This is a genomic window from Nitrobacter vulgaris (assembly GCF_002028545.1).
Lineage (GTDB): Bacteria > Pseudomonadota > Alphaproteobacteria > Rhizobiales > Xanthobacteraceae > Nitrobacter > Nitrobacter vulgaris.
This window is the reverse complement of the sequence record NZ_MWPQ01000024.1, coordinates 1-21175: the sequence shown is the minus strand read 5'-3', so window position 1 is coordinate 21175 and position 21175 is coordinate 1. Positions and strand designations below refer to the sequence as shown.

Annotated in this window: 23 protein-coding genes and 1 pseudogene; 15 read left to right on the top strand and 9 right to left on the bottom strand. The window is 60.3% G+C overall.

Annotation, left to right across the window (positions count from 1 at the left end; translation table 11 throughout):
* Positions 1 to 37 precede the first annotated feature (37 nt).
* From B2M20_RS05405 to B2M20_RS20140, 4 genes and pseudogenes are all read left to right on the top strand, one after another.
* The gene (locus B2M20_RS05405) at positions 38 to 1552 is read left to right on the top strand and encodes a sigma-54-dependent transcriptional regulator (RefSeq protein ID WP_079446057.1); all 1515 of its coding nucleotides are present in this window, start codon (positions 38 to 40) and stop codon (positions 1550 to 1552) included.
* 317 nt (positions 1553 to 1869) lie between these two features.
* Positions 1870 to 4224, top strand: a complete 2355-nt coding sequence (locus B2M20_RS05400; RefSeq protein ID WP_079446056.1) for a L,D-transpeptidase scaffold domain-containing protein — start codon at positions 1870 to 1872, stop codon at positions 4222 to 4224.
* 272 nt (positions 4225 to 4496) lie between these two features.
* Positions 4497 to 6062: a peptidoglycan L,D-endopeptidase MepK gene (locus B2M20_RS05395; protein ID WP_079446067.1), complete on the top strand. Its 1566-nt coding sequence runs from the start codon at positions 4497 to 4499 to the stop codon at positions 6060 to 6062.
* A 100-nt stretch (positions 6063 to 6162) separates the two neighbouring features.
* Positions 6163 to 6331: pseudogene (locus B2M20_RS20140) on the top strand (transposase); the annotation flags it as partial.
* An 88-nt stretch (positions 6332 to 6419) separates the two neighbouring features.
* Here the strand turns inward: B2M20_RS20140 and pyk are convergent.
* On the bottom strand, positions 6420 to 7856 hold the full coding sequence (gene pyk, locus B2M20_RS05390; RefSeq protein WP_079446055.1) for a pyruvate kinase: 1437 nt from the start codon (positions 7854 to 7856) through the stop codon (positions 6420 to 6422).
* On the bottom strand, positions 7853 to 8416 hold the full coding sequence (locus B2M20_RS05385) for a DUF1036 domain-containing protein (RefSeq protein WP_079446054.1): 564 nt from the start codon (positions 8414 to 8416) through the stop codon (positions 7853 to 7855). The genes pyk and B2M20_RS05385 overlap by 4 nt, the downstream gene beginning before the upstream one ends.
* A gap of 181 nt (positions 8417 to 8597) precedes the next feature.
* Here B2M20_RS05385 and B2M20_RS05380 point away from each other — a divergent pair, with 181 nt between their 5' ends.
* The 3 genes from B2M20_RS05380 to B2M20_RS19750 all read left to right on the top strand — a co-directional run bounded on the left by B2M20_RS05380 (position 8598) and on the right by B2M20_RS19750 (position 9764).
* Positions 8598 to 8900: a DUF1244 domain-containing protein gene (locus tag B2M20_RS05380; protein ID WP_079446053.1), complete on the top strand. Its 303-nt coding sequence runs from the start codon at positions 8598 to 8600 to the stop codon at positions 8898 to 8900.
* Between the two features lie 176 nt (positions 8901 to 9076).
* Entirely contained in the window at positions 9077 to 9346 is a 270-nt protein-coding gene (locus tag B2M20_RS05375) for a DUF2312 domain-containing protein (RefSeq protein WP_079446052.1), read from the top strand.
* Positions 9347 to 9602: 256 nt separating this feature from the next.
* Entirely contained in the window at positions 9603 to 9764 is a 162-nt protein-coding gene (locus tag B2M20_RS19750) for a hypothetical protein (RefSeq protein ID WP_173815918.1), read from the top strand.
* 126 nt (positions 9765 to 9890) lie between these two features.
* Here B2M20_RS19750 and B2M20_RS05370 read toward each other — a convergent pair whose 3' ends face one another.
* Together B2M20_RS05370 and ykgO are read right to left on the bottom strand one after the other, a co-directional pair.
* A complete protein-coding gene (locus B2M20_RS05370; protein WP_079446051.1) occupies positions 9891 to 10559 on the bottom strand; it encodes a tetratricopeptide repeat protein in 669 nt (222 codons plus the stop codon).
* A 251-nt stretch (positions 10560 to 10810) separates the two neighbouring features.
* Positions 10811 to 10936, bottom strand: a complete 126-nt coding sequence (gene ykgO, locus B2M20_RS05365; RefSeq protein ID WP_011314284.1) for a type B 50S ribosomal protein L36 — start codon at positions 10934 to 10936, stop codon at positions 10811 to 10813.
* Between the two features lie 353 nt (positions 10937 to 11289).
* Between ykgO and B2M20_RS05360 the strand changes: the two genes are divergently transcribed.
* Both B2M20_RS05360 and B2M20_RS05355 read left to right on the top strand, forming a co-directional pair.
* Positions 11290 to 11595, top strand: a complete 306-nt coding sequence (locus tag B2M20_RS05360) for a hypothetical protein (protein WP_079446050.1) — start codon at positions 11290 to 11292, stop codon at positions 11593 to 11595.
* Between the two features lie 161 nt (positions 11596 to 11756).
* Positions 11757 to 12971, top strand: coding sequence for an EAL domain-containing response regulator (locus B2M20_RS05355; protein WP_079446049.1), 1215 nt, complete (start codon positions 11757 to 11759; stop codon positions 12969 to 12971).
* Positions 12972 to 13011: 40 nt separating this feature from the next.
* On the opposite strand, the gene B2M20_RS05350 is transcribed toward B2M20_RS05355, so the two are convergent.
* Both B2M20_RS05350 and B2M20_RS05345 read right to left on the bottom strand, forming a co-directional pair.
* Entirely contained in the window at positions 13012 to 13311 is a 300-nt protein-coding gene (locus B2M20_RS05350; RefSeq protein ID WP_079446048.1) for a hypothetical protein, read from the bottom strand.
* A 142-nt stretch (positions 13312 to 13453) separates the two neighbouring features.
* Positions 13454 to 14389: a LysR family transcriptional regulator gene (locus tag B2M20_RS05345; RefSeq protein WP_079446047.1), complete on the bottom strand. Its 936-nt coding sequence runs from the start codon at positions 14387 to 14389 to the stop codon at positions 13454 to 13456.
* A 171-nt stretch (positions 14390 to 14560) separates the two neighbouring features.
* Here B2M20_RS05345 and B2M20_RS05340 point away from each other — a divergent pair, with 171 nt between their 5' ends.
* The 3 genes from B2M20_RS05340 to hemE all read left to right on the top strand — a co-directional run bounded on the left by B2M20_RS05340 (position 14561) and on the right by hemE (position 17084).
* The gene (locus B2M20_RS05340; RefSeq protein ID WP_079446046.1) at positions 14561 to 15259 is read left to right on the top strand and encodes a pirin family protein; all 699 of its coding nucleotides are present in this window, start codon (positions 14561 to 14563) and stop codon (positions 15257 to 15259) included.
* Between the two features lie 77 nt (positions 15260 to 15336).
* Entirely contained in the window at positions 15337 to 15936 is a 600-nt protein-coding gene (wrbA, locus tag B2M20_RS05335; protein WP_079446045.1) for an NAD(P)H:quinone oxidoreductase, read from the top strand.
* Between the two features lie 170 nt (positions 15937 to 16106).
* Positions 16107 to 17084, top strand: a complete 978-nt coding sequence (hemE, locus tag B2M20_RS05330; protein WP_420799269.1) for a uroporphyrinogen decarboxylase — start codon at positions 16107 to 16109, stop codon at positions 17082 to 17084.
* Positions 17085 to 17148: 64 nt separating this feature from the next.
* On the opposite strand, the gene B2M20_RS05325 is transcribed toward hemE, so the two are convergent.
* Entirely contained in the window at positions 17149 to 17442 is a 294-nt protein-coding gene (locus B2M20_RS05325) for a sulfurtransferase TusA family protein (protein ID WP_009799148.1), read from the bottom strand.
* A gap of 138 nt (positions 17443 to 17580) precedes the next feature.
* On the opposite strand from B2M20_RS05325, the gene mobA reads away from it, so the two are divergent.
* On the top strand, positions 17581 to 18237 hold the full coding sequence (gene mobA / locus B2M20_RS05320) for a molybdenum cofactor guanylyltransferase MobA (RefSeq protein WP_079446043.1): 657 nt from the start codon (positions 17581 to 17583) through the stop codon (positions 18235 to 18237).
* A gap of 22 nt (positions 18238 to 18259) precedes the next feature.
* Here the strand turns inward: mobA and msrA are convergent, their stop codons facing one another.
* Positions 18260 to 18805 carry a peptide-methionine (S)-S-oxide reductase MsrA gene (gene msrA / locus B2M20_RS05315; RefSeq protein WP_079446042.1) on the bottom strand — a complete coding sequence of 182 codons (546 nt, stop codon included), beginning with the start codon at positions 18803 to 18805 and terminating at the stop codon, positions 18260 to 18262.
* 212 nt (positions 18806 to 19017) lie between these two features.
* Here msrA and B2M20_RS20135 point away from each other — a divergent pair, with 212 nt between their 5' ends.
* Entirely contained in the window at positions 19018 to 19497 is a 480-nt protein-coding gene (locus B2M20_RS20135) for a hypothetical protein (RefSeq protein ID WP_244553433.1), read from the top strand.
* Between the two features lie 501 nt (positions 19498 to 19998).
* Positions 19999 to 20748, top strand: a complete 750-nt coding sequence (locus tag B2M20_RS05305) for a hypothetical protein (protein WP_079446040.1) — start codon at positions 19999 to 20001, stop codon at positions 20746 to 20748.
* A gap of 82 nt (positions 20749 to 20830) precedes the next feature.
* Here the strand turns inward: B2M20_RS05305 and B2M20_RS19965 are convergent.
* The coding region (locus B2M20_RS19965) for a hypothetical protein (RefSeq protein ID WP_210189122.1) at positions 20831 to 21175 on the bottom strand (345 nt) is incomplete at its 5' end.

Genomic DNA, 21175 nt, shown 5'->3' with positions numbered 1-21175 from the left:
GATTCGGTACAGATAGTTGTAGTGCGCGGGGAATGCCATGACTGCCACGATTTTGATCGCCGACGATGACGCGGTGCAGCGTCGTCTCGTCGAGAACATGGTGCGGCGGTGCGGCTATGAAACGATGGTGGTCGAAAGCGGCGACGCCGCTGTCGCCGTAATGACGGCGAGCGACGGACCGGTAATCGATGCTCTTGTCCTCGACCTCGTGATGCCCGGCCTCGACGGCATGGGCGTGCTCGCGGGAATCCGCGAGGCCGGCCTCGCCATCCCCGTCATTGTCCAGACCGCACATGGGGGTATCGACAATGTGGTTTCGGCCATGCGTGCCGGCGCACATGACTTCGTCGTAAAGCCGGTCGGCATCGAGCGTCTTCAGGTCAGCTTGCGCAATGCGCTCAACGCCAGCGCACTAAAGAACGAATTGCAGCGCGTCCGTCACAGCCGTGAAGGTCGCCTCACCTTCGCCGACATCATCACCCGCAGCGAGACCATGGCCGACGTGATGAAGGTCGCGAAAAAGGCAGCAGGCTCGTCGATCCCGGTGCTGATCGAAGGCGAATCCGGTGTCGGTAAGGAGCTATTCGCACGCGCCATCCACGGCACTAGTGACCGCAGTGCCAAGCAGTTTATCGCGGTGAACTGCGGCGCGATCCCGGACAACCTCGTTGAGTCAATCCTGTTCGGTCACGAAAAGGGGTCATTCACCGGCGCGACCGAGCGCCACACCGGCAAGTTCGTCGAAGCTTCCGGCGGCACGCTGTTTCTCGATGAAGTGAGCGAGTTGCCGTTAGCCGCGCAAGTAAAACTATTGCGCGCGCTGCAGGAAGGCGCGGTCGAAGCGGTCGGCGGCCGCAAGCCGGTCAAGGTCGACGTCCGCATTATCTCAGCCACCAATCGGCGGCTGCTCGATCGCGTCAAGGCCGGACAGTTCAGGGAAGACCTGTTCTATCGCCTGCACGTGCTGCCGCTGACGATCCCTCCGCTTCGGATGCGGCGCGACGATATCCCGAACCTACTGCGGCACTTTCTGGCGCGCTTCTGCGCCGAGGAACACCGAACGATCAACGGCATCAGCGGCGAGGCGATGGCGGGGCTGTCACAGCTCAACTGGCCCGGCAACATCCGCCAACTCGAAAACGCTGTTTACCGCGCGGTCGTCATGAGCGAGGGCACGCATCTTGGCCTGTCGGATTTTCCGTCAACCGGTTTGCAGCCCGCTACGGACATTCACCCGAATACGTACGCCGAAGCTGGCGAGCCGCTGATCATGGAGCCGGTTTCGCCACGAACAGCATCGAACGTCGTAAACGGTAACGACATACCCCTTGCACCTACGCCAGATCCCGGCAGCCTGCCATTGTTCACTCAAGACGGCGAAGTACGCCCACTCGAGGAGTTGGAAGCCGACATCATTCGCTTCGCAATCTCGCATTACCGCGGACAAATGTCCGAAGTGGCGCGCCGATTGAAAATCGGACGATCCACGCTTTACCGCAAGCTCGACGACATCGCCGCGAAAAATGGCATCGTCGCCAAAGAGGAACAGTAACGAGCTCAAGTGCGTTTTAGGTAAGTTCGGCGCGCGCATTTGAACCTGATCACGCGAGAGTGCGCGCGGGCGACTGAACCGTTGCGGCGTAGTGACAGACCAACGGAAAATACGCGTCAAAACAACACATCGCGTTGCCAACGATGTCTTTTGAGGTCAGTTTGTCGTGAATCGCGGTTTGCGGCGTTGGCTGCCCGAATCAGGCGTGCGAGTAGCAGCATCCGGGTGTCGTGAAGGCCAAAACAAAGCCTCGACGGACACAGGACAAAAATTCACCAGATTGTTCCGTGGGGACAGTTTCACCCGAGGGTGCGAGAATGCGAGACTACCCGACTAACCGGAGAGGATTCGATCGGATCCTGACAGTGCTTGCAGCCACCTTTTTAGCAGTTTCGACCTCGGCCGCATTTGCCCAGGCGGATGTCGCAAAAAAGAGCGCCTCCGAACTCGCAATCGACGCAGCGATTCCAACGCCAGAGCCAGCCAACATTCCGCCGCCTACGGCAGCCGATTTTAAGGCGGATGATGTGCAGCCTGCACCACCGGTGGTCCGCGAGTCGAAGCCGGACGATCAAAAGACCGAGACGCGCGCAACCGATCCGAAGCCTGCCGATTCAAAGGCAGCCGACACGGCCACCTCGCACTCTGATACATCTACCAACGCAACCGCGTCTTCCGATGCGAAGCCCTCAAGCGTCCAGCCGGGCCCAAACCCCGAGACCACAGAAACGAAGCTTGACGAGCCCAAGACTACTGCCGCCAAACCAGATGATGTCACTGCGGCTCCGTCAGACGGCATCAAGACGAACGAAGCGATGAAGGATGAGCCGAAGAAGGACGCCACCGCGACGATCACCCCCGCGGCCGCGCCATCTCAAGCGGAGACCGGCTCCGCGACGGCCACCGATCAGCCGAGCGAACCAGTAAAGGCCGCGAACATCGTCCCGCCTGCGGATCAGCCGGTCGCCGAAAAGCTGCGCCCATTGCTCGATACCGAGGCGACAAAATTCTTTGACCGCAAGGCCGAGCGGGCGGCGATCGAGAAATTCTACGCGGCGCGGAGCTATGCGCCACTATGGACCGAGGGCGGCACACTGAATGCGCAAGCCAAGGGTGTGATTGCGCGCCTCAGGGACGCTGCGGCCGACGGCCTCAATCCCGCCGACTATCCGGTACCCAACTTTGCTGCGGCGTCATCGCCCGACCAGCTGGCAGAAGCCGACCTGAAGCTGACCGCGAGCATGATGGACTACGCCCGTCAGGCCCAGAGCGGCCGGATGCACTGGTCGCAGGTCAGCGCTGATATCCAATATCCCGAGCACCCTGTCGATCCCGAGCAGGTTTTAGCGAACGTCACCACCGCCAAGGATTCCTCCGCAGCGCTCGACAGCTACAACCCACCGCATAAGCTTTATCGGGAGTTGAAGCAGAAACTGGCCGAGTTGCGTGGGGTGGGCGATGGCCCTGTCACACAGATTGCGGACGGCCCTGCACTTAGATACACGCCGGCGCGTGGCAAGAAGCACCCCGCCGTGGTGATGGAAGATCCCCGCGTGCCAATCCTGCGCGCGAAACTTGGCGTGTCTGAAAACGCCGATGACACGCATTATGACGCGAAGGTCGCGGCCGCCGTCCGCAAATTTCAGGCGAACGCTGATCTCAAGGCGACTGGCGTGCTCGACGAGCGGACGATCAAGGCGATCAACAGCCCGAAACGGGATCGCCAGATCGACACCGTCATCGTCAACATGGAGCGCTGGCGCTGGCTGCCGCGCGAGCTTGGAGCTCCATCGCTGGGCGACGCCTATGCCATCCTGAATATCCCGGATTATTCGCTCAGGGTGATGCAGCATGGTACGCCGATCTGGACCACCCGCGTCGTCGTGGGCAAGCCGGGAGTCCATGCCACGCCCCTTCTGACGGAAACGATGAAGTACATCACCGTCAACCCAACCTGGAACGTGCCGCCCTCGATCATCTACAAGGAATACCTTCCCGCCTTGCAGCAGGACCCGACCGTGCTGGAGCGCATGGGTCTCAAGCTGGAGCGTGATCGCAACGGCGGAATTCACATTTCGCAGCCGCCAGGCGAACGTAATGCGCTGGGCCGCATCCGCTTCAATTTTCCAAACAAGTTTCTGGTGTACCAGCACGATACGCCGGACAAACACCTGTTTGCAAAAGAGACGCGCGCCTTCAGCCACGGCTGCATGCGGGTTCAGAACCCCGACCAATACGCCGCTACGTTACTCAACATCGCCCTTCCGCAGGAGCATTACACTCCGGAAAAAGTCCGGAGCATGTATGGCCGGAACGAGTTTGACATCAAGTTCCCGACTCCAATTCCGGTGCACATCACCTATCAGACCGCGTTTGTGGATCATGCGGGCAAATTGCAACTTCGCGCAGATGTCTACGGCCGAGATGCCAAGATACTGGCGCTGCTCCAAAACTCCAGTGGGCGCGATCTCGAAACGGTCATCGCTCATGCCCAGCCGAGTTATTCCCGTCCCAGGGGGAGTATTCCGCAGCAAGGAGTGGCCTTCAACGAAAACCGCGGGTTTGGTGGTGGTTTCGACAACAGCGGCCCGTCGTTCTTCGAGCGGCTGTTCGGTGTCCAGACCCCGCCTCCGCAGATGGACGACCGTCGCCGGCGGATATACGGGCGCTAACTCGCCTTTCACGAGCCATCGAAAGCGGATTACTTGATTAAAAACAAGGGCGTCATCACCTGATGGCGTCCTTTTAACGTTAACCACTATCCACCCCTTCTCGATAACATGGCTCTTTTTTGCCACAGTCAGCGAGCTAATTAATCTTTAGAGCAGGAAGGTAAGGTAAATCGGCGTTAACCGTCCTGCCCTACGACTTGGCTTATGTCCTTTCACATGGGGTTTTCGTGGAAGGGCTTTCCGACTTGATCGTCTTCCGGGTGGGCTCATACGTGCTTTCTGGTTTTGCACGCGGCTTGAAATCGTTGTCGATTTCACGGACGGGTTTCCGCATCGGCCTGTCGTCGCTTCTTTTACTTGCAGGTGCTGGATCGGTCCATGATGCCGCGGCGCTGAATGAAACGCGCACGCTGTCCTTTCATCACACCCATTCCAACGAAGACCTGACCATCACCTTCAAGCGCGACGGCCGCTATGACGATGGCGCCCTGAAACAGCTCAATCACTTTCTCCGCGACTGGCGCAGCCAGGAGCAGACCACCATGGATCGCCATCTCTTCGATATCCTCTGGGAGGTCTATCGGGACGTCGACGCCAAGCAGCCGATCAACATCGTCTCGGCCTACCGCTCTCCGGGCACCAACGCCATGCTTCGCCGCCGCTCCAAGGACAGCGGCGTCGCGCGATTCAGCCAGCACATGCTGGGGCACGCGATGGACTTCTTCGTTCCTGGCGTGTCGCTCGAAAAAATCCGGTTCGCCGGATTACGCCTCCAGCGCGGCGGCGTCGGCTTCTATCCCAAATCTGGTTCGCCATTCGTTCATCTCGATACCGGACATGTGCGACACTGGCCGCGCATGACCCACGATCAGCTGGTGCGTGTCTTCCCGAACGGCCGCACCGTGCACATTCCCTCGGACGGCAATCCGCTGCCGGGCTATCAGGTCGCGATGGCTGACATCGAAAAGCGCCGGCAGGCGGGTGACGAAGGTACTGCGACCAGCAAGCCGTCGAATTTCCTGATGGCGCTGTTCCGCGGCAAGTCGGCCGACGAAGATGACGAATCTGACGGCACCCCTGCGGCGGAGCCAGATCAGCCGGTCGCACTCGCCGCTTCATCGGTCCCGGTGCCGCGGCCGAAGCCCGGGGCCTTCAAATTGGCCTCCGCCGACGTACAGTCAGTTCCGCCGCCGCCGCCCGCGAAACAGGCGGCGGACGGCAAACCTCAGACCCCCGCCGACATCATCAATTCCCGTGGGTTCTGGGATGAAATCCCGCCGGCCTCGAAGCAGGTCACGCCAAAGCAGGTTTTGGCCGCCGTCAGCGCGCGACAGGCGGTCTCCGCAGCCGACCGGCAGCCGACCGACGGTGTCTCTAGTGCCTTGCAGGCACTGGCCTATGCGTCAGAGCAGGACGTCCGCCGGGCGCGAATAGTCGCGGCGACCGCATCGATCCCGCCCATCCGGCCGGCGACCCTCCCCGCGCGTAACCCGATGGCGGTGGACAGCGTGACGACCGTCGTGGCCAAAAGCGCTCAAGGCCAAAAGTCCAGCGTATCGATATCCCGCCGTTTAGCACGGGCGACTGCACGCGACAGCGACGCATGGATGCGTGCGATGATCCTTGCCCCGAGCGCGAGCCGCACAATGTTGGCGACGGTCATGGGCGAGCAGGACATGACGTTGATGCAGGTCTATTTTGATAAGCCGGACCGGATGATCGCAATGGCTTTCTCAGACGATTCGCAGATGGGTCTGGTCTGCGATCGATTCACCGGATCGGCCGTTGCCAAGTTGACCACGACCGCGCTCGTGGTGCGAGCGGCCTCGCAACGCTAGGCTGCGGCTCAAACTTGCCCGGAAACGACAGCGCGCAGCCCTAAATCCCTCGCGCACCTCTGTTTGGGGCTACGCTTAAGCCCGGCGACATCGTCGTCAGCTCTGCAGTCATAGCGGAAATGCCATAAGGCCGCGCAATCCGAGCGGCCGGCGCCAGGCCGTTCTTCCTGCCGCCCTACAGTCCCGCTCCCAATCCGGTCGAGCAGGTCTTTGGTAGGCTGAGGCCCTCGCTCCGAAAAGCAGCTGAGCGAATCGTCGAAGCCACATGGAAGCGCACGTCACCACCTTGCTGACAGCCGCCCCAGCGCCAATTACTTCTTCAACGCAGGATCCGCCTCAACGTGAAACAATCATGCTCTAAACACCCGTTTCACCGTTCGGACCGACGAAGGCGATACGGACCATGTTCGTCGCGCCCGGCGTGCCGAGCGGCACGCCGGCCACGATGATGATGCGCTGGCCTGCCTTGGCAAACCCGTCGCGGAAAGCGATGGAGCCTGCCCGGTCGACCATGTCGTCTTGGTCGTGAGCGTCTTCCGCCACCACGCAATGTACGCCCCACGCCACGGCCAGCTTACGCCCCGTCGCAAGGTTCGGGGTAATGGCGACCACCGGCGGCTTCGGGCGCTCGCGCGCCATACGCAGCGCTGTCGAACCCGAACTGGTCCAGCATATGATCGCGGAGAGATCGAGCGTCTCTGCGATCTGCCGGGCGGCGTCAGCGATGGCATCGCCAACGGTAGGCTCCGGCTCGGCGCGCTGCGCGTTGAGCACACCCCGATAGATCGGGTCGCGTTCCACCTCTTCGCCGATCCGGTTCATGGTCGCGATGGCTTCGATGGGATATTTTCCGGCCGCGGACTCGGCGGACAGCATGATGGCATCTGCGCCTTCGTAAACCGCGGTGGCGACGTCGGAGACTTCGGCACGGGTGGGCACCGGCGACAGGATCATCGATTCCAGCATCTGCGTCGCGATCACCACTGGCTTGCCGGCACGGCGCGCCATCCGCGTCATCTGCTTTTGCAGGCTGGGAACCTGCTCGAGCGGCAATTCGACGCCAAGGTCACCGCGCGCGACCATCAACGCATCGGCCATTTCGATGATTTCAGGCAGCCGGTCGATCGCTTGCGGTTTTTCGATCTTGGCCATCACTGACGCACGGCCGCGGATCACCTTCTTGGCTTCGGCAACATCGTCTGCTCGCTGCACGAAGGACAATGCAATCCAGTCAACGCCGGCTTCCAGCGCCGCATCGAGATCGGAGCGGTCCTTGGGGGTCATCGCCGACACCGGCAAATCGGTATCGGGCAGGCTCACTCCCTTTCGGTCAGACATCCTGCCGCCGACGACGACGCGTGTCACTGCGCGCTCGGGCGAAGTTTCCTCGGCGATCAGGCGGACCTTGCCATCGTCGAGCAGCAGGGTGTGACCGGGGCGCAGCGCCGCCAGGATTTCGGGATGCGGCAGATGAACCCGGGTTCTGTCTCCGGGGCTGTTGTCGGAATCCAGAACGAAGGTTTCGCCGTTGCTCAACTGGATCGGGCCGTCCGCGAATGAGCCGAGCCGGAGCTTGGGTCCCTGAAGATCGACGAGAATGCCGATCGGCCGACCGTAGCTGCCCTCGACGTTGCGGATCGTGGCCACCAGTTCGCGCATCTTGTCATGCGTGGTGTGGCTCATGTTGATGCGGAAAACGTCCGCTCCAGCCTCGAACAGGCGGCGCACCATCGCGCTCTCGGATGAGGCAGGCCCGAGGGTGGCGAGTATCTTGATACGGCGCAAGCGTCTCATGGCTTGCGTCCGGGCAACGCACCTGGAGACGTTCCGCCCGTAGAATCGGGCGCGCCCGGCATTTCACCTTGTGGCAACCCAGGCACGCGCTGTGGCCCATGCTCACCGGTTTCCGTCAATTGTACGGTCCACGCGCGCTGGTCTCCGGTATCTATCTCGAAGAAGCCGGTGCGGTCGAAGCCTCTGGCGAGACAATTGTCGGTGCCTTTGATTGTGAATTCTTTATCGCGCGAGCACATGAAAGCCTGTCCCGACCATTCGCCGCCGTGGTCGTAATCTAGAGCATAAATATAATAATAACGTGCGATGAGCGTGCCTCGCAGCAGCGTCTCGCAGGCATGCGATGAAACATTCCACCAGCCCTCGGTGGTCCAGCCATCAGCGTCCTTGTAGCCAAGGGCGATGCCGACGCGGCTGGAGGTATTATTGCAGAGCCGGAAGTCTGCAGCTGCGGGCACCGACCACAGACAGACGACGAGGATGCCGAGGGCAGGTAAGAAGCCCGCGATACTCGCGCGCCGCGAGAACGTGGGAAAGAGGGGGTGGTCTGATATGGTCATTAGCCGGGCAAATCGTTTCGCCGTGATTTCGCGTGACCTGCTGCGCCTGTCAACGGTTTGAGCTGGCTTTTCACGTCAAGGTGCTCATTTTCCAGCCTATGAACTCCTATTTGCGCCGCGATATGGTAAAATCCGTGACACGCTCCAATTCAACTCAGACAGGCTATGGCGAGATCAGTGCATGACCATTGATGACAGAACGAGAACCGAACTGGAAGCTGCGGTATTCCGTCGGCTGGTCAATCATCTACAGTCCCGTAGTGACGTTCAGAATATCGAATTGATGAATCTGGCCGGTTTCTGCCGTAACTGCCTGTCAAACTGGCTCAAGGACGCCGCTGACGCAAATGGCGCTGTCATGACCAAGGACGAAAGCCGTGAAGCGGTGTACGGCATGCCCTACGAGACCTGGAAGGCAAAACATCAGGGCGAGGCAACGCCGGAGCAACTCGCAGCGATGAAGAAGAACCCGGGCAGTCACTGATTCGTTGGCGAGCGGCCTGTGGGTCGCTGTGGATGAGCGCGATGTCGCCTTGACGCCGAGCACGCCGCTCGGGAGTGTCGAGTTTCATTCAAATGTGACAGGCGGCCGGTGTATCCGAGCTCACAGTCCCAACGTCATCTTTCATAGCAGTCATCGTTCATATCAGGAGTAACAGGATGGCCATCGCTGTCGCCGCCACGGAAGAACCCGCGACCAGATTCGCGAAGGACCAGCTCAGGGCCATCATCGAGCGCATCGAGCGGCTAGAGGAAGAAAAAAAGACCATTTCCGACGACATTCGCGACGTCTACGCCGAGGCCAAGGGCAACGGATATGACGTCAAGGCGTTGCGAACGATCGTGAGAATGCGCAAGCAAGACGCCAACGAGCGTCAGGAGCAGGAAACGATCCTGGAAACCTATATGCACGCGCTTGGAATGCTGTGAGGCGCGGGCGCGGTAAGCTGTCGACCTCCGGACTTGGTCGACCTCCGGACTTGCAGGAGCGCCGCGTAGAGTATCCACGGTTGCAATCTTAGGGCCCATGCCCGGATTTTGTATTCTGGCGTGATCGGCCAGGATTGAAACGGCTTACCTCGGCCTCGTCCCTTATCCTCATAATCCACAGGAACGCGAATCGGCCTGCAGAAATTATTCACGTTCTTGGTGGAAAGTGGGGCGACTTCAACCGGAGTGGAATCAGATGAGTTTTGAGGCAGGCGAAGCCGTCATAGATGAGATCGTGGCGTCATGCGACGGCGACATGCGCGGCGCGCTGATGGCGCTCCTGATGATCAACGAGAAACTTGAGGATGAACTGCAACGGCTTTATGCGGCAGTCCGCGAAGGCAATACGCTGCATTAGTGGCCTTCCTCACCGCCGCCCTTCATACTTGCACTGTTAGTCGATCGGGCGATCGTCAATGACGATCTTGGTTTAGATCCAGCGCTGGAGCGTAGCGAAACGCCCTGGGTTTCCGCCCCCCGGCGATCAGATATCGCGCCCTTCGACCTTTTCAGTCAGGCTCTTGACCAGTTCCTGCACTCTCTCGAGATAGGGATTGATCGTGATCGCCTTGCGGAAGGCGTCAAGCGCACGCTTGTCATCACCGAGCTCTTGCATGACCACGCCGAGACCTGCAAGCGCTCCGAAGTGGCGCGGCTCGCGGCTCAGTACCTGCTCGATATCCTCAAGCGCACGCTGATAGTCGTTGCGCATGTAGTGCAGGGTCGCACGCCGGCTCCATCCCTCAATATACTCGGGATGCAGCTTCAGAACCGCGTCGAGCAGCTTGAGCGCGACGTCGAGTTGTTTGGCGTCCGTCGCCGTTTTCACGCGTTGCATTAAAAGCAACGTCGTGTCGCTTGAAGACTGACTCCACAGCGCCAGGATTTGGGCTTCCACATGTCTGGCGCTCTCCTGGTCCGGCGCGGCCTTGAGAGCTCCCAGGAGGAAATCGAGTCCGCGAGCCGTTTCTTTCGGGCTTTTCGGCAGCCTCGATGGCGGCCGCGGCAGATCGCTTGGCCGAGTGGCCTCAGGCGGCGTGGCCTGCGGAGAGCTGCGCGGTGGGGCTTGAGTGGACGCGACGGCCGGCGCCAGAGCCCCAGCGAGGGCAAGCATCGTTAGGACACAACCGATCGCGGAGATTCTCTGTTGCATTCACAAGCTCCGGAAATCGCGCGAGCTTGTCGAGCCTACACTACAGCGGTTCTCCGATCCACGGATCGATCCCACTCCGGCGTCATGCTGAAGGGCTCGACCTTCTTCGCGATCAAGCCAGGCGTGAGGACAATCGAGGTGTTTTCCTCAACGTAGGACGCTATAGACACAATAAACCCCGGCAAAGCCGGGGCATCAACGAGCTGTGATAACGATTTACGGACGACGTGCCGTAACGGAATGTGTGTGAATCAACCCTGACGAGCCTTGAAACGCCGTTGTGTCTTGTTGATCACATAAACCCTGCCCTTACGACGAACCAGACGGTTGTCGCGATGACGGGAGCGTAGGGATTTCAATGAATTACGGACCTTCATGGAAACGTTCCTGATCTTTCAAAGTCCGTGTACGAAGGCCGAGAAAACAGCAAACGCAAGGCTCGCGGACAAACCGCTCGGGACGCGCGGTTCTAGGCCATCGTGCCGGGGACTGTCAATCCAAACAACCACCTGCATTTGAATTTCCAGCGTCCTGATCCTATTTTCATGTCAGGCCCCCACACAAGGGCAAGCTCGGCGTGTGCGAGACGGGACAGCCAAGCAGCCGCAAAACCAGATTGGACGGAGAACTTTCTCGGCAGTAACATCTTCAAGCGCGCCGATGGCTCGTAGTGAAGACAAGGAACATCGCGAGAGCCAGACGGCGACGGACACATGTTTGGAGGTCCGTTATGAAATCGCACCGACTTCCCTTTGAAAACAGATGGACTAACGGCGAGCACGCTTGGCAGTGGCATTGCGAACTGGAGCGGCTGGGAGTGTCCACGGTCAGGACCATGTTCGCCGATCATGAAATACATCGAAGCAGGAGGCAGGTGGTCGTATACGATATCCCGCCGGAATTTGTCCGGGACTGGCTGGCATTCCACGACCGGGACAAAACGAGGCGGCAGCGCCTTTGGCAACTGATTTTCGCCGTGGTGGCAATCGCCGCATTGGCGATCGCGGTGGCAGCCTTCCTGCGAAGCATGACTTGAGTCCACCGACACCTTCGCGGCAGCAGGTTCCCGTCGATTCAATCTTGAATTGCTTTATCAAGGTTAACGATGCGCGGACATTCTCCGGTGCATAGCCGGAACGATCCCTCGTGCGGCCATACACAAAGTCTCACTTTGGCCGCCAGCGAGGGGGCTCAAATATGACCGACACAGCCAAGCAGGACAACCAAATCGCGGAAACGCCTTTCGGCAAGCGAAGGATGAAACCCCGCGCCTGCATTGTCGAAAGCAAGCATCACGTACGATCCCTGCTCAGCGAAGCCCTCGAAGAACAGGGTTTCATTCCGCATGCCTGCGCAACGCTGGACGACCTCGATACATCGTTGCGCTCCGATTTCCCCGACGCCATTGTCATCAGCTTCTCGATGAACGGCCTGGCGGTTTCGGACATCTTGAACCTGCTCGCGGTGCGAGCCTGCGCCGCAAGTGTGCTGCTGATCGGCCGGCCGGATGCGCCTGCCGTCAAGGCAGCCTGCGAGCTCGGAAAAAATTTGGCGCTCGACCTGCTGCCGGTCCTGCCGACGCCTTTCAGCGACAGGGACCTGCACGCACGGGTCGCCGCCCTGGTGCCGGCCGAACCCCCATCGCCACCGGTCGATGTGGCCGAGGCGCTCGGCGCCGGCTGGCTCGAACTCTGGTATCAACCCAAGATCAACGCGCGAAGCCTTTCGCTGGGCGGCGCTGAAGCACTGATCCGGATGCGCCACCCGAACTGGGGGATCGTGCCGCCAAGCCATTTCATTCCTGATGCGGATGATCCACACTTCCGCGCGCTGTCCGACTTCGTCATTGGCCGGGTTTTCCAGGACTGGCGCTATCTCGTCGCCAAGTCGGGGAGCATCCATATCTCCATCAACCTGCCCCTTGCCTTCTTCACGGACGCCAATGCCGTCGAAGTCCTGCGCATGCAGTTCCCGAATCATCCGGCCTTCGACGGCATGACCGTGGAGGTCGATGGCAGCGAAGTCGTGCAAAATTTACCGCTAGCGGTAGAGGCTGCGCATCGGCTGCGGTTTCACAACATTGGCCTGTCGATCGATGATGTTGGCACGGAATGGCCGGCGCTAGCCGCGCTGAACGAATTTCCATTCGCTGAGATCAAGCTCGATCGCAAATTCGTGGACGGCAGCTCTTCCGCGCGGCTCAAGCGTTCTGTCTGCCGCCAGATCGTCGATCTGGCCAAGAGCCATGGCGTCAAGACGGTGGCTGAGGGCGTCGAGACCCGCGACGATTTCCTGGCGATGCACGGCATCGGCGTCGATTTCATCCAGGGTTTTCTGTTCGGCAAGCCGATGACCACCCGGAAATTCGCACGCAACAGTCGTCAACGTCCAGCCTTCGTTCCTGTGGCCTGAAGTGGCGCGTATGGTCGGCGTCTGTCAGCACGGCCAGTGACTATTGGTGACTGCCTGCCTTCACCACACCTCCAGTTGCTCTTGCCGCGATATCATCGCCGGTCGCCTCGGCATTGGACTCGAACACCGCGCGGCACGGCCCAGCGAGCTGAGATTGATTCTGCCGCAGGCAGGCGACAATACGGCCAACGTCGGGAATCTCGCTGCCGCATAGCTTGAAGACGTCCGGCGTGCAGGCCATCCTTTGGGCGAACGTGCCGCGATATTCTTCCGCGTGCGCGGCGGCCGCGATGCAGCCCGCCAGAATTCCGGAAAACAGGACAACTCCGTGCCTGAGCATGTGTCACCTCGTCCAATGCTTCACACGCCGACACCTCCTCAAACCTTTGAGGCGACAGAAAGGTTCGTTTCATGCAATAAAATGGGGGTAGCGTGACTTTGTCGAATGCGTCTTGCGCTCGGTCACTGCACAGCACTCTCCGCTATATCGTGCGACGAAACGTACTTCCCTTGCGTTGTTTTGGACGGGCGAGTTGATCGGCAAGATAATCGATCAACGCATCGACGCGCGCCGGCCGCGGCCCGCCCGGCGGCATCACCAGATGAACCGCCCCCTCCACCTGCTTCCAGTCCTTCAGGAGGACTTCGACCTTCTTCGCGGCAATGGCATCGCCGACGATGAATTCCGGCAGGTCGGCGATTCCGAGTCCGGCGATGACTGCGGGCAGCAACGCCTCGCCGTTATTGACGCGCAATTGACCGGATGGCCGCACGGTTGCCTCTTCGCCGCGCGCATTGACGTAGCGCCAGATTCCGGGCGTCGACAGATAGGCGTAGCCGAAGCAGCGATGCTGAGCGAGATGCATCGGATGCGTCGGCCTGCCGTGCGCCTTGAGATAGGCCGGCGACGCAACGGTATGACGCGGCATTGGACAGAGCCGCCGCGCTAGCAGTGACGAATCGGGCAAGCTGGCAATCCGCACGCCCAAGTCGAACCCCTCCCCGATCAGATCGACCATCGCGTCGCTGAAATGAAGATCCACCGAAACCTCGGGATACATCTCAAGGAAGCCAGGCAGCAGCGGCGCGATCACTTTGACGCCGAACGTCATGGGCACCGCCAGTCGCACCAGACCGCGCGGCACTGTTGATCGTGCCAGCGCCTCGCTCTCGGCCGCTTCACCGTCTGCGAGCAGCCGCGCGGCGCGTTCCGACAGATTCTTGCCGGCATCCGTCAGCGCCAGACGGCGCGATGTCCTGTTGAAAAGGCGGGCGCCGAGCCGCTCTTCAAGCCGACTGACAGCCTTGGAAACCGTCGCTTTCGACAGGCCCAGATCGGCCGCCGCACCAGCGAAGGACCGCAGCTCGACAACCTTGGCGAAGATCGCCAGCGCCTCGAAATCCGGAAGTCTCGCCATCACACCGCCCTGCCCACCATGGGTATTTTTTAGAAACAATGAGTTTCAGTAGTTTCTATTTATATACTCACCCGGAAGGCATATTCCAATCCTCGAGCAAGGCCGGTCGGCAGCGCGGCAACGGGAGCCGCAAGGCCCGATGGTCACACGGATAATTGGAAAGGACAGGTCATGATCGAACTCAGACCCTTCAACAAACTCGGCGGCGCCGATCACGGCTGGCTGAAGGCCAAGCACCACTTCTCGTTCGCCAGCTACTATGATCCCAAGAACGTGGGGCACGGCAGCCTGCGCGTATGGAACGACGACGAGATCGAGCCGAACAGCGGATTTCCGCCCCATCCCCACGCCAACATGGAGATCATCACTTACGTTCGCGAAGGTGCGATCACCCATCAGGACAGCATGGGCAACCGGGGCCGCACCGAAGCGGGCGACGTGCAGGTGATGAGTGCGGGCTCCGGCGTGCGGCACTCCGAATACAATCTGGAGCCGGTGAGAACCACGCTGTTCCAGATCTGGATCGAGCCAACGAAGGATGGCGGCGAGCCCGCCTGGGGTGCAAAGCCTTTTCCGAAAGGCGATCGCTCAGGCAGCTTGGTCACGCTCGCTAGCGGATTTAAGGCCGACAGCGACGCGCTGCCGATCCGCGCCGATGCGCGCGTGCTCGCCACCACGCTGAAGGCCGGTGAGAGCACAAGCTATCCTGCGGACAGAACACGCAATCTGTATCTCGTCCCTGCGGTGGGCGCCGTCGACGTCAACGGTGTGCGCGTCAACGCCCGCGATGGCGCCGCCATTCGCGACGAAGCGACCGTGAACATCACCGCGCTAGAGGATTCCGAGGTGGTGCTGGTCGACGCGGCTTGAAGCCGTCCACCCAATGCAGCGAACGCGGATGCGCGGCTTGATCGCCGCGCATCTTCCCTCAAACGCGGAGACCCGAAATGGCAAAAGTTCTCGTTCTTTACTATTCCGCCTATGGGCATATCGAGGCGATGGCAAACGCCGTCGCGGACGGCGCCCGGGAGGCTGGAGCCACCGTCGATGTCAAGCGGGTGCCCGAACTCGTGCCCGAAGCCATTGCGAAGGTAAAACACTTCAAGCTCGATCAGGCCGCGCCGCTGGCGAGGATCGATGACCTCATCAATTATGACGCGATTGTCGTCGGCACCGGTACGCGGTTCGGACGGATGTCATCGCAGATGGCGAGCTTTCTCGATCAGGCTGGCGGCCTGTGGGCCAAGGGCGCGTTGCACGGCAAGGTCGGCGGCGCATTCTCGTCGAGCGCGACCCAGCATGGCGGCCAGGAAACCACGCTGTTCTCGATCATCACCAATCTTCTGCACTTCGGCATGACGATCGTGGGTCTCAATTACGGCTTCGCAGGCCAGATGGGCGTCAAGGAGGTTACTGGTGGCGCGCCCTACGGCGCGACCACCATCGCGGACGGCGATGGCAGCCGCCAGCCGAGCGCGAACGAACTCGCAGGCGCGCGCTATCAAGGCAGGATGATCGCCGAGACGGCTACGAAACTGCATGGCTGAGATCGCCGCAAGCCGAAGGGTTGCGGCTGCCGTGGCCAAGACCCTGCCGGTCGTGTATCAGACCCCGGAAACACAACCCACTCACGGAACACGCCTTGGACCAGAATTCGACCATCAAGCCATTTCTCGAAGTGCTTTCGGGCCGCCGTCAGGCCGTGCCGCCGATCTGGATGATGCGGCAGGCGGGCCGCTACCTGCCGGAATATCGCGAGCTGCGCGCCAAAGCCGGCGGCTTTCTCGATCTTTGCTTCACGCCGGAATTCGCGGCCGAAGTGACGTTGCAGCCAATCCGCCGCTTCGCATTCGACGCGGCGATCATCTTCTCCGACATTCTCGTCATTCCCTACGCGCTCGGGCGTTCGGTGCGCTTCGAGGTGGGCGAAGGCCCACGGCTCGATCCGCTGGATACGCCGGACAAGGTCGCAACGCTTTCGCACGAAGCCGACATGACGAAACTCGAGCCGGTGTTCGAGGCGCTGCGGCGCGTCAAGCGCGAGCTCGATTCCAAAACAGCACTGATCGGTTTCTGTGGCGCACCGTGGACGGTCGCGACCTACATGGTCGCCGGACAGGGCACGTCCGATCAGGCGCCGGCGCGGATGATGGCCTATCGCCACCCCGACGTCTTCGCAAAAATCATCGACGCCATCGTCGATAACTCGATCCATTATCTGCTCGGCCAGCTCAAGGCCGGCGCGGATGCGCTGCAAATTTTCGACACCTGGGCGGGGGTGCTGCCGCCGCGCGAATTCGCGCGATGGTCGATCGAACCCACCAAACGCATTGTCGCAGGGGTACGCAAGCAAGTTCCGGACGCAAAGATTATCGGCTTTCCCCGCGGCGCCGGCGCTCTATTGCCATCCTATATCGAGACGACCGGCGTCGACGCTGTCAGCATCGACTGGGCCGCAGAGCCGTCATTGATCCGGGACAAGGTCCAAAGCCGCGTCGCCGTTCAGGGCAATCTCGATCCGTTGGTGCTGATCGCCGGTGGTGCGGCGCTCGATCGCGCGGTCGATGACGTGCTGACGAATTTTGCCGCTGGCCGGCTGATTTTCAACCTCGGCCACGGCATTCAGCCGGAAACGCCAATCCCGCATGTCGAACAGATGATCCGCCGCGTACGCGGGAGCGACGGGCGCCAATAGATCTTTGCCAATGTTCGTCGCGGGCCGAACCGTCTGGCCCGTCGGCTGGGCGGCCGAATGGCCGTTACTTAGTATAGGGGCACAAGGACCGCAGCGACAACGATCCGAAGCGGTCCTCCAGCGAGGAGGACGCTCCCGCTTTTTTGATGAGGAAAACGATCCGTCTTTCCGCGCGTTCGGTGATTTCCACGGAATCGCCGGTCTCCCGGATCAGGTTCGGAATATCGATCACCGACAGCGGGTCGGTGCAATGCACCTCCAGCCGTTCGCCCGGCGTCAACGATTTCAACGCCTTACGGGTCTTGAGCGCCGGCATCGGGCACTTTAGCCCGGTCAGATCGAGTTTCGATATCAGCATGGGACAAACATGGCGAATCCCGATGCGACCGTCAACCAGGGGAATGCACGTCCGTCTTACATTGGCTCCAATCCTGTTCCGTTTCGGGGGATGTTTTCCGGCTAATCACGTCCTATTGTCATGTGCACCGGATGCCCCATGACCAGTACCGACGCAGCCTCTCCCTTAGATTTTCCGCCGACTCCCGCTGTCATTCTCGCCGGCGGGCTTGCGCGGCGCATCGGGGGCGGCGACAAGCCGATGCGCGAAATCGGCGGACAGACCATCCTGAACCGCGTCATCGCGCGACTAGCACCCCAATGCTGCGGTCTCATCCTTAACGCCAATGGCAATCCCGCTCGGTTTGCGGCGTTCGGCCTGCCAGTGGTCGCCGATAGCGTGGCGGATTTTCCCGGGCCGCTTGCCGGAATCCTTGCCGCTCTCGACTGGGCAGCGGAGCAGCGATCGGGCATCCAATGGATCGTGAGCACCCCGGGTGATTGCCCATTCCTGCCACGCGATCTGGTGGCCCGGCTACATAACGCGCAAGGCGAACAGGATGCCGAACTTGCGGTCGCCGTTTCGGACGAGCGGGCGCATCCGGTGATCGGACTGTGGAATGTGAGGCTGCGCGACGAACTGCGTCAGGCGCTGATATCCGAAGGCGTCAGAAAGGTCGATCGCTGGACCGCACGCTACCGGCTTGCCGCGGTTTCATGGCCGACCGCGCCGTTCGATCCGTTCTTCAATATCAATACCACCGACGATCTTGCCGAAGCCGAGCGGCTCGTGGCGCTGGACGCCACCGCCGCATGAGACCGCCGCAAACCGGACGTTTTCACCCTCGGCGGTCTCCGCCGGCCATAGCCTGACCGGTCTCCTGCCTGTGCGGCAGCTTCCAGTTCGGCCGGATGAAATGGCAGGTGTAGCCGTTCGGAAAACGCTCCAGATAATCCTGATGCTCGGCCTCGGCTTCCCAGAACGGTCCGGCCGGCTCAACCTCGGTGACAACATAGCCGGGCCAAAGACCGGACGCATCGACATCGGCGATGGTTTCTTCCGCGATCCGCTTCTGCTCGTCGCTCGTGTAGAAGATCGCCGAACGGTAGCTCGCGCCCTGATCGTAACCCTGACGATCCTCCGTGCTGGGATCATGAATCTGGAAAAAGAACTCCAGCAGCTGCCGGTAGCTGATCGCTTTCGGATCGAAGTTTATTTCGATGGCCTCGGCATGATCGCCGTGGTTGCGATATGTGGCGTTCGGCACGTCGCCGCCAGTGTAGCCGACCCGGGTTGAAATCACGCCGGGATACCGGCGCAACAAAGCCTGCATACCCCAGAAGCAGCCGCCGGCAAGGACCGCGCGTTCCGTGGAAACCGTCATACCCGTCCTTCTCCCTGTTGCTCCTGGTATCGTCCCGAGACTCTATCCGGGGTACGCATCCTTTCAAATCCGAAATTCGCCTTACGGCGCAGCCTTCCGTAGCAAACTTCGGATTCGGGACATTGGCTGGTATCATCAACCGCCACCCACGTTACACCTGATCTGGATATGGGGCAGCCGGCGATCAAGCCGCTCACTGCGGCGGCGACTTGGTGTCCGGAATTGCAGTTTCCGTCGATCCACTTAAGGGCGGTCTTGCAAGTCAACACGGAAGGCGGGAGGGCTTAAAGCGACCGCAAGGCGCACCACAAAACGGCGTCGGCCAGACTTTCCTGCCCATCGCATATTCAAGCTATCCTCGCAACCCGGATTCCGTAGTTGCATCACAGCACAGTACCGAGCTATTCGGAGGGTACCTTAAGACCTATTATTTGAGCCTTCAAATCAAGATGAGGATTGGGATGCCGATCAAGCTGGACGACACGAAGTTTGCCTTGGACGATCACGCCCCTTTGGGGAAGCTGTGGGGCAGACTGTTAATCGAGGTCGTGAATACCGAAACCGACATCAGACAGACCGTGCACCTCGAGGTTCTTCTCGAAAACGGCGAAAGAATTAATTTTCTCCAGTATGAAAAACTTGCCCGTCAAGAAGCCAAGAAGCTGCTGAATCAGGTCGCAGAGCAACTGTAAGCCACGAGTGTCCGTTGAACGGATAATCTCCGCTTTCAAGCGCGCCGGGCCAGCGTTTCGTTCTGTATATCCGGGCGAGGTCTTTCACAATCGGCCTCGACCGAGTACCTTGCTCGTGCATCGCCCAATGCTTGCCGCGTTTGGGCGATGTCACAGGTACCCGAGTCTCGTGACGGAAGGGCCGGTCTCGAGGAACGCTTTTTTCGTTTCCTCCTTGTGCGCGCTGGCCGGGACGCGTCCGGACGATCTGTACGGTTCGCTGCAGCGCGCTGCAACATGGTCCGCGGTCGGTTCCAGCATCTGCCCGTGATGGTGTTCGTCCGCACGGGATCCGACCGCAGAATCCCGGTCCGCTTTCAATCCGCATCATCCTATGACCGATTTGGTCCATGCCGGAAAATTGATTGGCATTGATGGCGACGGCGCGAGAAGTTGTAGGAACTATAATGTGTCGTTGATGTTAAGGCCGCAAATGTGTGATGCGAATTTGAGGAGCCTTTCATGTGCGATTACAGCCTGCATCACGTCTCATCGCGGCCTGCCCAGGTAGCTGACAAACTGGTTACAATGGAGCTTGCGCGATCAAAGGCGCGTGGCTTTGCCGCCGTTGGCGAACTCGGAACCAAGCTTGTTGTTCACGACGACGCGCCTCAGGTAGCGGTCTGCCTACTTCCCGGAACGGAACTCGCCTTTGACGCTGCCGTCGAACATGATCGCGCCTTCAGTCCCAAAATTTTGGGCGTGCGAATTTTTGGTAGTGCCCGCGTGAAATATCAGGTCGCCAGCTTTCGCGAGGTGGACCTGGATGATCCGTACGTTCAGCATGACGCCCTGGAATTCCCCAACGGGCAGATTGTAAAGATCGACCGCCTGATAGCCGGCCAAACTGCAACCGTCCTGCAACTGCCGGCCGTCTCACCGCGCAGCGACCATGAGCACGCTCACGCCAGATCTGCGGTCCCCTCGCGTGTGACACGTCTCGTTTTGAACCGAGCGCCGAGGGAGTCCGGAGTGACGTCGATTCTGGTGCCAAACCAAGGCGTAGCGACATTGTGGGACGCTCTCCGAAGCATGGCTATCAGTCTCCAGGCCGGGCTGGCGTATGCCTTCCGGCGTGCGACTGCTCGCAAGCCTGATCTTGAAGCGGAATTGCCCGACGCAGGCTTCCACAGCATGCCCGTGGTGGAGGTGCCGCAAAAGTTCGCGAATGCGATGCCGGACAAGAAGACCAAGGTCAAGTCTGCGGCTTAGCTGTCTTCTGCTTAGTCCACGTCAAGTAGCCGGACTGAGACGTGGACGAAGTCTTCGTGGTGAGCCTGCGACCCGAAGATATTCATGTAGCGAGGAATTGCAGGGGACCGTAGCGAAGCGATCGTCGTTCGCGCGGCAACAACAACGCAAGAGCAAACCCGTCGCCCTGCTGGGCATAACGGGAAGTGGGGCGCATCTCGCTGCGAGATTCGCCCCACCAGGAGTTTAGCAGTCGCGAAGACGAGAAACGCGCAAGCACGGAATAAAAACCACAAGCACGATCCAAAGCCAGTAAGCACAAACCGATAACGCTGGGGGACAACGAGAAAACGAGCCATAGGAACGAAGGAGTATACACATGGACATCCGAGCTCAAGTTTCGATGGTCTTTCACTTGGACAAGTGCATCGGTTGCCACACCTGCAGC